Source organism: Streptococcus suis (assembly GCF_046032535.1).
Classification (GTDB): domain Bacteria; phylum Bacillota; class Bacilli; order Lactobacillales; family Streptococcaceae; genus Streptococcus; species Streptococcus suis_AK.
On the sequence record NZ_JARQPL010000044.1, the window covers coordinates 1 to 14,321 of the forward strand.

General features: G+C 40.2%; 14 protein-coding genes and 2 pseudogenes. 7 read left to right on the top strand and 9 right to left on the bottom strand.

What is annotated here, in order from left to right; all coding sequences use genetic code 11:
* Positions 1-226: 226 nt before the first annotated feature.
* Genes P7J58_RS10225 through P7J58_RS10240 form a run of 4 tightly spaced genes read left to right on the top strand, consistent with a single transcriptional unit; the run spans position 227 to position 3,991 of the window.
* Complete coding sequence (locus P7J58_RS10225) at positions 227-1,012, top strand: ABC transporter ATP-binding protein (protein ID WP_014636900.1); 786 nt, start codon at positions 227-229, stop codon at positions 1,010-1,012.
* A 12-nt stretch (positions 1,013-1,024) separates the two neighbouring features.
* A complete protein-coding gene (locus P7J58_RS10230) occupies positions 1,025-1,954 on the top strand; it encodes an ABC transporter substrate-binding protein (RefSeq protein ID WP_024378241.1) in 930 nt (309 codons plus the stop codon).
* Between the two features lie 13 nt (positions 1,955-1,967).
* The gene (locus tag P7J58_RS10235) at positions 1,968-2,993 is read left to right on the top strand and encodes a FecCD family ABC transporter permease (RefSeq protein ID WP_029185280.1); all 1,026 of its coding nucleotides are present in this window, start codon (positions 1,968-1,970) and stop codon (positions 2,991-2,993) included.
* Positions 2,990-3,991, top strand: coding sequence for a FecCD family ABC transporter permease (locus P7J58_RS10240; protein WP_024377155.1), 1,002 nt, complete (start codon positions 2,990-2,992; stop codon positions 3,989-3,991). The genes P7J58_RS10235 and P7J58_RS10240 overlap by 4 nt, the downstream gene beginning before the upstream one ends.
* 18 nt (positions 3,992-4,009) lie before the next feature.
* On the opposite strand, the pseudogene P7J58_RS10245 reads toward P7J58_RS10240, so the two are convergent.
* The 3 genes and pseudogenes from P7J58_RS10245 to P7J58_RS10255 form a co-directional block, all read right to left on the bottom strand.
* Positions 4,010-4,339 (bottom strand): annotated as a pseudogene (locus P7J58_RS10245) (glutathione peroxidase); the annotation flags it as partial.
* 107 nt (positions 4,340-4,446) lie between these two features.
* Positions 4,447-4,644 (bottom strand): hypothetical protein, encoded by a 198-nt coding sequence (locus tag P7J58_RS10250; protein ID WP_029176557.1) that lies wholly within the window; start codon positions 4,642-4,644, stop codon positions 4,447-4,449.
* A gap of 13 nt (positions 4,645-4,657) precedes the next feature.
* The gene (locus tag P7J58_RS10255) at positions 4,658-5,374 is read right to left on the bottom strand and encodes a pseudouridine synthase (protein ID WP_408556294.1); all 717 of its coding nucleotides are present in this window, start codon (positions 5,372-5,374) and stop codon (positions 4,658-4,660) included.
* Positions 5,375-5,512: 138 nt separating this feature from the next.
* On the opposite strand from P7J58_RS10255, the gene P7J58_RS10260 reads away from it, so the two are divergent.
* Positions 5,513-6,475: a glutathione S-transferase family protein gene (locus P7J58_RS10260; protein ID WP_408556292.1), complete on the top strand. Its 963-nt coding sequence runs from the start codon at positions 5,513-5,515 to the stop codon at positions 6,473-6,475.
* Between the two features lie 341 nt (positions 6,476-6,816).
* Positions 6,817-7,932: a low temperature requirement protein A gene (locus tag P7J58_RS10265; protein WP_408556291.1), complete on the top strand. Its 1,116-nt coding sequence runs from the start codon at positions 6,817-6,819 to the stop codon at positions 7,930-7,932.
* 89 nt (positions 7,933-8,021) lie between these two features.
* On the opposite strand, the gene dltD is transcribed toward P7J58_RS10265, so the two are convergent.
* From dltD to P7J58_RS10295, 6 genes and pseudogenes are all read right to left on the bottom strand, one after another.
* On the bottom strand, positions 8,022-9,287 hold the full coding sequence (dltD, locus tag P7J58_RS10270; RefSeq protein WP_408556289.1) for a D-alanyl-lipoteichoic acid biosynthesis protein DltD: 1,266 nt from the start codon (positions 9,285-9,287) through the stop codon (positions 8,022-8,024).
* Positions 9,280-9,519, bottom strand: coding sequence for a D-alanine--poly(phosphoribitol) ligase subunit DltC (gene dltC / locus P7J58_RS10275; RefSeq protein ID WP_002937198.1), 240 nt, complete (start codon positions 9,517-9,519; stop codon positions 9,280-9,282). The genes dltD and dltC overlap by 8 nt, the downstream gene beginning before the upstream one ends.
* 42 nt (positions 9,520-9,561) lie before the next feature.
* Positions 9,562-10,803 carry a D-alanyl-lipoteichoic acid biosynthesis protein DltB gene (dltB, locus tag P7J58_RS10280; RefSeq protein WP_099876688.1) on the bottom strand — a complete coding sequence of 414 codons (1,242 nt, stop codon included), beginning with the start codon at positions 10,801-10,803 and terminating at the stop codon, positions 9,562-9,564.
* On the bottom strand, positions 10,800-12,362 hold the full coding sequence (gene dltA, locus P7J58_RS10285) for a D-alanine--poly(phosphoribitol) ligase subunit DltA (protein WP_408556288.1): 1,563 nt from the start codon (positions 12,360-12,362) through the stop codon (positions 10,800-10,802). Before dltA ends, dltB begins: the two co-directional genes overlap by 4 nt.
* Positions 12,352-12,477, bottom strand: a complete 126-nt coding sequence (dltX, locus tag P7J58_RS10290; protein ID WP_002937209.1) for a teichoic acid D-Ala incorporation-associated protein DltX — start codon at positions 12,475-12,477, stop codon at positions 12,352-12,354. Before dltX ends, dltA begins: the two co-directional genes overlap by 11 nt.
* A 201-nt stretch (positions 12,478-12,678) precedes the next feature.
* Positions 12,679-13,537, bottom strand: a pseudogene (locus P7J58_RS10295) (IS982 family transposase).
* 127 nt (positions 13,538-13,664) lie between these two features.
* On the opposite strand from P7J58_RS10295, the gene P7J58_RS10300 reads away from it, so the two are divergent.
* A complete protein-coding gene (locus P7J58_RS10300) occupies positions 13,665-14,222 on the top strand; it encodes a low temperature requirement protein A (protein ID WP_408556287.1) in 558 nt (185 codons plus the stop codon).
* The last annotated feature ends 99 nt before the right edge of the window (positions 14,223-14,321 follow it).

Consider the following 14,321-nt stretch of genomic DNA (forward strand, 5'->3'; position numbering starts at 1 on the left):
TACTTTAACATAAAGAAAAAGTAGTGACTACTCTCTCCCGTCGGAGATTTCCTCACTACTAATCTTAGTATGTTTTATTTTGGTTGAGTTCTTTCCCACTCCCTTTTTTATAACGATTCTCATTAAATTAAAATTTTCAGAAAACTCTTTGTTTTGGTAATTTTTTTTGATATAATACTGGTCGGAACCAATTATTAATGAATCATATTCTGGTAAGGAGGAGTTTGTGTCTTCGATTCAAGCGGAAAACATCCAAGTCTCTTACGACAATCGGATTATTATTGATGAATTATCAACAAGTATTCCAAAAGGAAGTATAACGACGATCATTGGTGCCAATGGCTGTGGAAAATCGACCTTGCTTAAGGCGTTGACAAGGATTATCCCTGTTCAAGAAGGGGCTATCTATTTAGATGGACAAGCCATTTCACAACTGCCAACCAAAGAAGTCGCAAAAAAATTGGCCCTGCTCCCTCAGGTCTTAGAAGCGACAGAAGGGATTTCCGTTTATGAACTGGTCTCCTATGGTCGCTTTCCGCATCAAAATGGGCTGGGGCATCTCACTGATCAGGATAGAGAGAAAATCAACTGGGCCTTGGAAGTCACCCAGACCGCTCCCTACGCTAGGTTACCAGTTGATGATTTATCAGGTGGTCAGAGGCAACGGGTTTGGATTGCGATGGCACTTGCCCAAGATACGGATACCATTTTCTTAGATGAACCAACAACCTATCTTGATCTCAATCATCAATTGGAAGTCTTAGAACTTTTAAAAGAACTGAATCAAAGCCGACAGAAAACCATTGTGATGGTCCTTCACGATGTCAATTTATCAGCTCGATTTTCAGATTATATGATTGCCATGAAAGAGGGAGATATTCGCTACCATGGTTCTGTGTCCAATATGATGACAACTGAGATACTGAGGGACATTTTTAGCATTGAACCTCAATTAATGCAGGTTGCTGGTCAAGACTACCCTATTTTGCTAACTTACGATTTAAAAAAATAATAAGGAGAAAAAATGAAAAAGTTTTTAGCTATTTTTAGTTTATTTGTTGGGCTGGTTTTCTTAACAGCTTGTTCTACCTCTTCCTCTTCAACAGACGTAGAACTGTCTAGCATGCCAAAGATTGAAGGCATTACTTACCACGGTGACATTCCAAAAAATCCTAAAAAAGTTGTCAACTTTGCTTACTCTTACACAGGCTATCTCTTACAATTAGGAATTGATGTATCTAGCTATAGTCTAGATTTAGAGAAAAATAGTCCCGTCTTTGGAGACAAACTAAAGGATGTTCCACAATTGACAACGGCAGATACAGAAGCGATTGCCGCACAAAAGCCAGATGTCATTCTAGTATTTGCTGGTGATGATAACTTAGAAACACTGAAAGAAATTGCTCCAGTTATTGAAATCACTTATGGAAAGAGTGACTACTTGAAAATGCTGACAGATATTGGTCAGATTTTTGGAAAAGAAAAGGAAGCACAAGCTTGGTTAGATCAATGGGATAAGAAAGTTGCTACTGCGAAAGAGGAATTGAAAGGATTGATTGATACAAGTTCCACATTTACCGTCATGGACTTCTTCGATAAGAACATCTTCCTTTATGGTAATAACTTTGGTCGTGGTGGAGAATTAATCTATCGCGCTCTCGGTTTTGCCGCTCCTGCAAAGGTTCAAGAAGACATCATCAATAAAGAAGGCTGGTTTGGGGTATCTCAAGAAGCTCTTCCAGAATATGTTGGCGATTATGTCCTTGTTAACGTCAATGATAAAACAAAAGAAGCAGCTGCCTCTCTCAAAGAAAGTGATATTTGGAAAAATCTACCTGCTGTAAAGAATGGTCACGTCATCGAGATAGACTATAACCTCTTCTACTTCTCCGATCCGATGTCTTTAGATTTACAAATTGACGCCTTTGTCTCAGAAATTCAAAAACTTCAGTAAAAGGACTGGATATATGAACAAACTAGTAAGTTCTCGTTATCCCAAAACAAAGCCAAAGAATATTTGGCTTGTTTTTTTCATCATCTGTCTTTCTTTCATAGCTGGAGTCTATCTTAGTTTACGCTTTGGAGCTATTTCTTATAGCCACCAACAACTGATAGAAACCCTAAAGCATCCACTGACAGATTCTTCCGCTCAGGATGTTATCATCGATTTGCGCTTGCCTAGAATGGTAGCCGCCATCTTGGTGGGAGCTGCAATGGCCCAAGCTGGGGCAATGATGCAAGGAATTACACGCAATCCGATTGCCGATCCTGGCTTATTAGGAATCAATGCTGGAGCAGGACTTGCTCTCATTGTTGCCTATGCTCTATTCGGCGGTTTGCACTACAGTCAAATTTTATTAATATGTTTACTGGGCTCCTGTCTGGCAGCCGGTCTAGTCTTTGGTCTAGCTTATCAGGTGCAAAAAGGCTACAATCAACTACGTTTAATTTTATCTGGCGCCATGGTAGCAAGTCTATTTTCTGCTATTGGTCAGGCTATTACTATCTACTTTGATTTATCAACTGCAGTGATTGGCTGGCAAGCAGGGGGATTGGTACAGGTAAACTGGAAGATGCTGGCCATCATTGCTCCTCTTATCATCATCGGCCTCATCCTTGCTCAGCTCTTTTCGCATCAGCTGACCATCCTGAGTCTCAACGAAACCGTTGCTAAAAATCTAGGTCAACGAACCTTACTGATAACCTTGGTTTTGTTGGGAATTGTCCTTCTACTCTCAGCTTCTGCGGTAGCTCTTGTGGGCTCACTTTCTTTTATCGGGCTCATTATTCCTCACTTTATCCGAATGTTTACAGGGAAAAATTACAAGCTACTCTTGCCATTAACTGCCTTTGCAGGGGCTAGTTTCCTCATCTGGGTAGATTTGGTTTGCCGTTCTATCAATCCACCTGTTGAAACTCCCATTAGCGCAGTCATCAGTATCATTGGTCTCCCTTGCTTCCTATGGTTGATTAGAAAGGAGAAACACTTTTGATAAGACATCACAACTATCTAAAAATATTCACATTCCTGCTGATCCTTTTATTTGTCATTTTCCTACTTTCCTTATCTATCGGCTATAGCAATTCATCCTTTTCAGATCTCATCGACATCATGAGTGGGCGTGCCAGTTCATCGACTCTACTGATTATTGGGCGAATTCGCTTACCTAGAATAATCGCCTCCATTATCGGAGGGGCTTCTCTGGCTTTGGCGGGTTTGTTGCTACAAACTTTGACCCGCAATCCTCTGGCAGATTCTGGAATATTAGGAATCAACGCAGGAGCTGGTCTTGTTGTGGCACTATTTGTCGGTCTCTCTTCAAAAATCAGCCCTGTCTTATTGAGTCTCATGCCTCTATTTGCTATGATGGGCGGTGGATTAACCATTTTTCTAGTTTACTGGATTGCACGTAAGAAGCTGTACGGCATCCATCCTGCACGCTTAATTATCACGGGAGTTGGAATTTCGAGCATGCTGTCTGGTATCATGGTCAGCATCATCAGCCAATTAGATGACTTTAAGATGGAATACATTGTCCAGTGGCTCAGCGGTCGAGTAAATGGTGGAGATTGGAAAACTATCGCAATCTATACTCCTCTTCTTCTATTGGTGTGGATGGCAACGTTTAGTCGAAGTCGCTCACTCAATATTATGAATCTAAACGACCAGACAGCCATGGCTTTGGGACTCCACTTACAGCGTGAAAGGCGGATTACCTTGGTATTAGCTACCGCCCTAGCCTCTCTTAGTGTCATTTTAGTTGGTAATATCACCTTCGTTGGTCTCATTGCTGGTCACATTGTGCGCAAATGGTTAGGAAATGACCATCGTGTCATCATTCCAGCTACTATGATAATAGGAAGCTTCATTCTACTTCTAGCGGATACCATAGGACGGGTACTACTTGTCGGAACAGGCATCCCAACCGGCATCATCGTCTCACTTATCGGCGCTCCCTATTTTCTGTGGTTACTAAAGCAAGAAGGCTAGATGACTCCAGCCTTCTTGTTATTTTTCTAGGTAAAGTTCAATATCCTCTTTAAGTTTTAATGGACTAGTTGTTGGTAAATATCGTTTGACCACACGCCCTTGTCTATCCACCAAAAACTTGGTAAAATTCCACTCAATTCGACCTCCTAATAAGGTTGATTTTTCTTTCTTAAGATAGCGATATAGCGGACTAGCTTCAGATCCATTCACAGCAATTTTAGTAAAACGAGGAAAAGTTGTACCATAATTCAAGCTACAGGTCTGATTGATGTCTTCAGCAGAACCGGGAGCCTGATTTAAAAATTGATTACAAGGGAAATCCAACACTACAAAACCTTGGCCTCGATGAGGCTGGGCAAAAAGCCCTGGCCCACTTCTCAGTGTTTGTGTCAACATCTCAGCGCAGTGGTTGATTGGTAGATTTGTTCGTGTTTTACACTCCAAATCTAACCTAATCAACTGTGCGGGGGTGGGAAGACGAACTCTTTTTGACTTAGTCGAGTTCTTTCCCACTCCCCCTGTAGTTCCTTGTATTGTGGTGCCAATCCACAACCTGGCGCTGTATTGACTATAAGTAAAACTTGTCCTTGATACTCAGCCATGGACTGGTCTGTTCCATCTTGTTTTTGTACTGTAAAATCATAAATGTTCATTATATATCCTCCTCTAGTCAAAATAAGTGAATAACTGTTCCATTTCATTTGGTGTGAGTTGTCTGTATGTACCTCGTTCCAAATCCCCCAGTTCAAAACCACCAAAGGAAATCCGCTTGAGATATGTGACCTTGACACCATAGGCTAAAAACATCTTTTTGACCTGATGAAACTTACCTTCTGCCAGCTTGATGGTCGCTCTGCTATGGTCCAAAGAAGCCTCCAAGACAGTCAAATCTGCAGGCTGACACCGTGTTCCATCCAAGAAAGTAACACCTGAGGCAAAAAATTTTGAAGCATCCTCAGCCAAGCATCCATTTACCTCCACATAGTAGACCTTGTCCACATGGTGACTGGGATGGAGCATGCGATAACCGAGCGGACCATTGTTGGTAATGAGGACTAGGCCTTCGGTATCCCTGTCCAGGCGACCGACTGGGTAGAGACCTTCCCTACTGTCTTGCGGAGAAATCAAGTCGATGACTGTCTGATGCTCCTGGTCTGTCACGGCAGAAACGACTCCTGCTGGTTTATGGAGCAAATAATAGGCGGAACCTTCTAAGGCAACTTTTTTACCCGAAACTTGGATAGTTTGTAACTCTGGGTCAACAATCTGGCTTAGGCTTTGAGCTGCTTGTCCGTTAATCTTGATTTGCTGGGCTTTGAAAAGTTTTTTAACTTGCTTACGCGAGCCAACTTTAGCTTTCTCTAAACATTTGTCCAATCTCATGGGACTATTGTATCACAAATCATATAGCTTGACTCTTTTTGAAAAAGGTTTATAATACTAGTTAGTGATATATTTTTTTACAAAGGAAATCCAATCATCCTATTGGATTTCCCATTTTTTCAGTAAGGGAGAAAATTCATGGGACTTTTACAAGATGGCAAATGGGTAGATCAGTGGTATGATACCAAGTCAACAGGCGGTAAATTTGTTCGTACTGTCACACAATTTCGCAACTGGATTACTCCAGATGGACAGGCAGGTCCGACAGGAAAAGGCGGTTTCAAGGCCGAGTCTGGTCGCTATCACCTCTATATTTCTCTGGCTTGTCCTTGGGCTAGTCGGACCTTGATTATGCGAAAATTGAAGGGCTTGGAAGACCATATTTCCTTGTCTATCGTTCATCCCCTTATGCTAGAAAATGGCTGGACTTTTGCAGACGGACCTGGCGTAATCAAGGATTCCCTCTTTAACAGCGATTATCTCTATCAGGTCTATTTGAAGGCTGATCCACACTATTCTGGTCGGGTGACCGTGCCTGTCTTGTGGGATAAGAAAACCAATACCATCGTCAGCAACGAGTCTGCCGAGATTATGCGGATGTTCAATACCGCCTTCAATGACATCACGGGCAATCAGGATGATTATTATCCAGCAAACCTGCAAGCCGAGATTGATGCCATGAACGACTTTATCTATCCAAACATCAACAACGGTGTCTACAAGGCTGGTTTTTCAACCAATCAGAAAGTCTATGAAAAAGAAGTCAACAATCTCTTTGCTGCCTTAGATAAATTGGAAGAGCATTTGGCAGATAAGGACTATCTGGTTGGCAACCAGCTGACAGAGGCTGATATTCGACTCTTTACCACTTTGGTACGATTCGATCCTGTTTACTTTGGGCATTTCAAATGCAATATCAAGGCCTTGGTTGATTATCCAAACTTGTGGGATTATACCAAGCGGATTTACAACCACTCTGGTATTGCGGAGACGGTTGACTTTGACCATATCAAACAGCACTACTACGGTAGCCACAAAACCATTAACCCAACAGGTATTGTTCCTGTCGGACCTGACTTGGACTGGGCACTTGAAAACTAAAGACACATATATTATAATCATTGTGCTTAAAAGTTCAAAGAGATAAGCGCATAAAGAAAACATCCACGGTTGCCGCCATGGGTATTTTTTGTGCTTGCTCAAGGCACGCAGGCTAAGTTAACTGTCGCGGCGGTTTAGTGATTGCGACTTAGATATTATATCATGAAATGAATAAATTGTGCCATTATAAACAAGTTGCCATCCACTAATGAAACAACAATTTAATAGCTCCTACAGACATTTTCCACGATTTTCAGAAAATCAGCTCCAAGACTAACTGGTTGGCTCCCTCACAATTTCTGTGGTATAATATTTCAGATTTTTTTGAAAAGGAATTTGACATGTCTGAAATTATCGCAAAACGCGTATCAAACTATGAATTATTTTATGATTTGGTCTTTGTCCTGGCCACTTCTTCACTGACTGGACTTTTGCACGGTGACCATATCGGTCTTAGGGAAATTCTAACTTTTATCACCGCCAACCTGATTATTATGACCTTGTGGATTAATGAGACGATTTACCTCAACAAATATAGTGAGCGAGATTTGCTGGATATTTTCACTATCATCGCTTCTATGTTTGTGGTGGGGCAATTATCCCTAAACTTTAGTCATGATTTTGAAGCAACAGCCCTGCCCTTTACTATCTTTTTGACCCTGTCTTATTTGCTACTTTGCTTGCAGTACTACCTTCGGGGGCGAAAAATCGGTTTTACGGCAGATATAAAAAATAGTCTCTATATGTTTGGGATTTATTTGCTGGTATTTTTCTTGGCTTTGGTAGCTATTTACTTCAATTTCTGGACCTATGATGAAAAGAGCCTCTTGCTTTTTTATCTTCCATTTTTCATTTCCTATTTTTTCAAAGACAAACTCAGCCATGATGTGATGAACTTTCCTCATATCGTAGAACGCTGCCAGCTGATTACTATTATCACCTTTGGTGAAACAGTCATTGCGATTTTGAAGAATTATCCGATTCAGACGCATCTACTCACTGGTGTTCTCTTCTTCTTGGCTATGGCGTTCTCCTTTATGTTTTACATTTCGCAAACCTATCTCAATATCAACCATCACCGCAAGGCAGATGCGACTGTTCTGCTATACGCTCATTTGGTGATTGTTCTTGGCTTGAATTTCTTCACAGTGGCAATGGAGCTTTTCCCAAGCCACCACAATGATCTGGCCTTGCCCATGCTGGTTGTAGGAAACTTACTTTTCTACGGAGGCATCCTTTCGACTTCCTTCTATAATCAACAAATCCACCAAGTTGGTAGAAAAGGACTTCTCGTCTATGGGCTGATTTTATTTGTTGGGAATGCTAGCTTACTGCTAGCTAGTCATTCAAACTTACTCATCTTTGTTATCCTCAACCTGCTCGCACACGCTATGGTCGCCTACCATATCATTCGTTTCCGCAAAGCCAACCACAGTTTGTTGGGAGAAGATATATAATCATTCAATTTACTACAGTAAAAGAACAAAAAAAGCAAGGAGACTTCCTAATTCAAAGCCTTCTTGCATTTTATTATAACTGTATCTAACTATTTCAAAAATAGGTTAAAATCTCCCTTGTACGTAGCCCATTCGGAAGTTAAAAATTCTTTTTTTAGCTGATAATGAACAGGTGCCTGTTGTTCTGTCAAGAATGGTTGGATGTACTTATCAAGCTCCAGCCAGCCTTGCCAACCGATGTGGATCGTATCTTGCATAAAATAATCTATCCCCCCCTGCTCCGACAAATCAGCAATATGATTGAAACCTTGACTGGTCAACTGGTACTTAATCTTTGCTACTGTTGCCCGATACATATCTTTATTGAGACCAGTATAGTTCATCCAACGTTCATTAACCGGGGGAATTACAAATAGCACATCAGTCTGATGTTTAGCAAATTCATTCAAAACCAGCTGAAAATCATTGTACTCCGGTGATTGCAGATAAGATATTTTTGTCTGGGATTGTTTGAGTTTTTTGATTTTTGACTGAAGACGATTTCTATAAAACCTATCATCAATTTGGAAATCATTTGATTGAGTAGAACGACTCCCATCCTCATTAGCTACTTTACTCAAGTGGTCATAGGAAAAAGGCTCTGGAAGTTTCATCGCTTCCGTCTCTACCAATCCTAAATTACTACCAGAATCAGCAAAGCGACTAAATAAGGCATCTTGCTTTTCTAATAAATAGGCTTGCCAGATCAACTGCTCTCTATCCCATTTCGACAATTCCTTACCACTAGCTACTTTTTGAAACATTCCTGTCAAACTACAGTCTGATTTAAGTTCTAAGAAACGCTTTGCTGCATATCTATCATAGTCATCCCCAGCACTTGTTTGCAGAAAATGAGTGGCTTGATCACTACTAAAATATTGTTCAAATGCCTTAGATGATGCCCCTTTTGGTGAAAACCATTGAGGAGAAACAACATAGATAGCCTGACTATTTTTTAAATGTGCCCCAATCTGTTGCATGCCAAAATATTGTGTCAGCGAAGCTGCACCACGTTGTCCTAACAAATAGGGAGTATACTCTCTCTGATAAGCATCTGCCAACACTGATGGATGCATACTATCAAAACGTGACCACTCACTTGACCCAAAGAAAGGAACAAAACGATGATTTTTGTCTCCCAGAGCCCTATTTTTCTTATATTTGCTCTTAAAACTAATATAAGACAATGCTACTGCATCTTGTTTTTCTTCTATGAAATTTGGCCGAGAAGAACTCGGGAAAAACAACAACGTGAGAATAACTAAAAACGTTGCACAAATCACAGGCCCAAAAATCTGCCACAATTGCTTACGCATGCATCAACTCCACAACACCAGAAATGATTTTGTTAGCTGTATTCCAATCTTCACGACCAAACTCTGAAACTGGAACTGTAATATTAAAACGACTTTCTAACTCCACAATAAGTTCTACAGTCCCCATACTATCTAAAACACCCGCATCAAATAGGTCTTCATCCATCATTTCAGATACATCTTCCATAAATAATTCTTCGATAATATTCAATATTGTTTCTTTTACATCCATTTTATATTCCTTTCTACGATTCATACAATCGTTACCTATTGTCTACTTGAACCACAATTTATCTAAAAATCCTGAAAATATCAAGAAAGAGAACATGACCGTATGGAAGGTCACAAACATACCAGCGAAACTCGTCCAACGATTATCTGGCAGTGGTTCTTGTCCAGCTTTTTTTCGATCTAAATTAATTGATTTCTTCTTACGAATCCAAGCATCATTGATGATCAACCCCAAAGCATGAAAGAGACCATATGCAATATAATACCATGTTACACCATGCCACAACCCCATCAAGAGCATATTTAACAGATAGGCAACATTAGATACCGTATTTCGATTTTTGAAAACCTTATGTTTCAACAAAGTCTTAACCAGACGCATGAAGACGAAATCACGGAACCAAAAAGATAAGCTGATATGCCATCGATTCCAAAATTCCTTAAGATCACGCGATTTGAACGGTTGATCAAAGTTAATTGGGCAGCGAATACCCATAAGATTGGAAATACCTATGGCAAACATGGAATAGCCTGCAAAGTCAAAGAATAATTCAAAACCATAGAGATACATAACTCCAATAGTAGGTAAGTTAAACCATCCACCTTGATCCAAGGCTACTGCCTTTAAAGGCTCCAGTAAAGTATGCCCAATAAAATAGGCTAGAATAAACTTATATAAGAAGCCCATCATAATATAATGCACAGTCTGATCGAGCATATTTAATAACTCAGTTCGCTCAGGAATTTGTTTGTAATCTTCCGTAAACCGTCTATAACGATCAATAGGACCACTCGAAATAGTTGGCATAAATAGCAAAAATCGTAAAAAACTCCCTAAACTAAATTCCGTTAGTAAACCGTCCCGCATTTCAATCACCATTCCAACCGACCGAAACGTTAAATAAGAAATACCTAAAAAACCGAAAATTGCCCCATGCTGACTAAAAGTCGGTGCCAACTTTACCCAAGTCAACGGAAAAACAGCTAAACATACGATTAAATAGAAGACCCAGCTTTGATTTGCCCGTTGACGATAATGCTTGTAGAAAAAAATCAACATTGTCTGCCAAATGATATAGGCCAATAAAGACAGCAACTGTATTGTCTTTGTACCTGTAAACATCAAGACAATGAAGGCTAAACTAACACCTGTTTCATACAAGGGGAAACGTTTTTTAAAAAAGAGTCCTATAAAAATTGGTACTAGCGCCAAGACTAGATAGAAAAAGTACAATGGATTCCCATAAGGCTCTAACTGAGGTAGCTGTTTGAAAAACTCCATCATTGAGCATTCACCTCAGCGATCAATCCCTTAATATCAATCTTCCCATTTGCAGTCAAAGGAAGACTGTCTCGATAAATAAACTTCGAAGGCATCATATAATCCATCATCCGTTCTTTTAACTCCTGCTTGATGACCTTGGTTAACTCCAACTCTCGATCGAACTGCTCCATAATCCCTGCTTTAGGGACAACATAAGCTAACAGATTTTGCACTTTATGGTCAGCATTATAACGTGGAACAGCTACCGCAGCCTCAATATAGGTTGATTTATTTAAGTGTTGGGCAACTTCTTCCAACTCGATACGATAACCATTATATTTAATTTGGAAATCCATACGCCCACCATAGAGTAACAGACCTTCATCTGTCATTACACCCAAATCCCCAGTATGATAGGCCTGTAAGCCGTCAAACTGGAAAAATGCCGCCTCGGTTCTCTCAGGATTATTCAAATATCCTTTAGAGACAGCAGGACCTGATACAACAATTTCTCCCTGTTGACCATTCGGTACTACTTGACCATCCTCATCCAAAATAAAAGTTGGTGAGTCTGGTTTGGTATAACCAATCGGCAAACGTTTATAATTCACTAACATCTCATCAGTGATGGCAACTGCTGATAAGGCGACTGTAGCTTCGGTCGGTCCATAAGCGTTAACAATCACAGCTTTTGGAAAACGTTCGCGGAGCTTCTGAGCTGTTTTTACAGTTAACTCCTCTCCGTCAAAATAGAAATGCGTCAAATCTGGTAAATGTTCCCCATCGAACTCACGAGATAGCAAAGCCATATCTACAAATGATGGTGTCGAAGTCCAAATTTTAAATGGCAAAGTTTGAATAGCTGCAAATAAAGTCTTAAAATCCAAAGTCAACTCTTTCGGTAGAGCAAATAAGGTCCCACCAAGGGCAAGCGTCGGAGCCCAATACATAACCGATAAGTCAAACGAATAGGAAGGTTGAGCCAACATTTGTGGTCGCTCTGGTAGCGCAAACTCCTTATCCCTTATCATCCAGTTAGTAAAGCTGAGCAAATTGTCATGCGAAATTTGCACCCCTTTTGGTTTACCCGTCGTCCCAGAAGTGAAGATAATATAGTAGGTATCATCTCCGCTTACAGGATGCATCAACTGATAAGTCGATTTCTTCTCAAAAATGGCCTCCACTTCAGACAAACCAAGCACTGGCAAACTTGTCTCTAGCGGAAAGTCTGCTACCGCAAATACCAAACTCGGCTCTGCTATTTCCAGAATGGCTTCAATCCGATCCAAAGCAGAATGACTATCTACAGGGATATACGGATGACCAGCCTTGGTTAAGGCAACAAAGATTGCCAACATCTGGTACTCCTGTCCGCCAAAAACAAGGACAGGAGAGTTTGCTGGTAAATCCAAACGATCAATGTGGGCTGCTAAAGAATCTGAATCTGCCTTTAAATCCCCATAACTGTACAACTGTCCTAGATAATGGTAAACAGGGTAGTCAGGATTTTCTGTCGCAAAATGCTCTACCCGCTCTAACATACTGCTAATCTTTTTTATACTCTCCTCTTTAAAACTCATTATAGATAAATCCTCCCTGTCCAATGTCTAAATAACTATACAGATACAAAAGTAGTAACAATATAAAAAAATAGAACAGGGTTCTACAGATAAATCGTACAACTGGATGTTGCATGTTCTATCTCCTTCCATCTCTTATTCCTGCGAATTACTTTAAATACAATGTCTAGTCAATCTTGACTTACTTCGAACTCATTCCATTCATTAAATGATTAATTTTAAATCAACCTACATTTTACCATAATTTTGTTAATTTATTTCTTTTTTCACTAAAAAATACAAAAATATACCTGTTACACAAAGACTACCCGTGGTGCTAGTTCATTTCAAAATAGCGTAAGTTATGAGCTAGAATAATTTGTTCAATTCGTAACTGTAGTCCAGCTAGCCCTCTAGCTAATGTCTGTTCGATGTCAAAGAGATGACACAGTTCAGAAAAACGTGTTTCAATAGTTCGTCTCATGGCCATCACTTTCCAATCATTATGTTTTTCAGCACCTGCCATATTTTGTCGAAATAGCGTCCATAGATGGCACCTTTCCCGTTTCAAGTCCTTTGCTTAGGTAGCCTAAATCACCCAGGATAACCGATTACTTACACCCTTCTAATAGCTCATAAACCACCTTGATATCGTGGACAGAGGCTGGTGTGACAACATAATTCAGAATATAACCTGATAAGGTCACGGTCACCAGCATATGAACCTTGAAACCGTAGAACCAAAGATGTTTAGAGGCGTTGTAACCAATATCGGCTAATCCTTTAAAAATGGTAGCTCTGTGATTGCGAACAGGTTGGCAAAGTGGCAAAGGAAAACTATCTATAATGACAATGTCATCGGGATTAATCATATCATTCAAGGCTTTTCGGATGAATTGGACGAGCCAAATCAATTGTCTAGACCGACGATTGAAACGACTTCTTTCTAGTAACCGACCACAAGGAAAGAGGCGGCAGATGTTGTAGAAATGGCGTTGTGATGTCATGCCTAGTTCAGCTTGTAACAAAAGCAAGACAAGGAGCGATTCATCTGAAACTTTGGCTAAGCCAACATTACGCCGATATTTGAAGGAATCTGGGCAATAGTTGTGGTAGAAGTGATGACAAATTTGTGATAATTGGCGTACATTCCATTGCAAATGATGAGATTTAGCAGTGTACTGTAAGCGGCTCATTGGGACTAACCTCCTGTATGTTTCGTCACTTACAGTATAGTCCATTTGGGCTTTTTATTGTATTTTGAAATGAACTAGCACCACGGGTATTTCCTATTTCTTCAAGGATAAGCTCAGTCACGATGCCATGAATTTTCCGCACATCGTTGAACGGTGCCAGTTGATTACTATAATTACCTTTGGTGAAACAGTCATTGCGATTTTGAAAAATTATCCGATTCAGACGCATTTCCTCACTGGTGTTCTCTTCTTCTTGGCAATGGCATTCTCCTTTATGTTTTACATTTCGCAAACCTATCTCAATATCAACCACCATCAAAAGACAAATGTAGCCACCTTACTCTATGCCCATATGGTACTGGTTTTAGGCATCAACTTCTTTACAGTTGCTGTGGAAGTCTTACCTGGTGAGCATGCTAGTTTGGGCTTGCCTTTCCTCCTCATTGATTACTTCCTCTACTTTATGGGAATCCTAATGACCAGTCGCTACAACCAGGACCTTTATCAACTAGATAAGATGGTTTGGCTTCAATATGCTATTGTAGTATTCGCTACCATCATTCTTCTGATAGCCTTCCACCACTATCTAACCTTGATTGCTGCTATCCTGGTTGCTAGTTCATTTATGATGCTGGTCATCTCTTTCCGCCACCGCAATCGTGTAGAAGCTGACCTCGAAAAATGAAAAAGAAACCAGCAGAGCTGATTTCTTCAGATTGCAGACAAACATCGTTTTGGTGTTTGTCTTTTTTACTGTTTTTAGAGAAAAATGGCTGTTTTAATG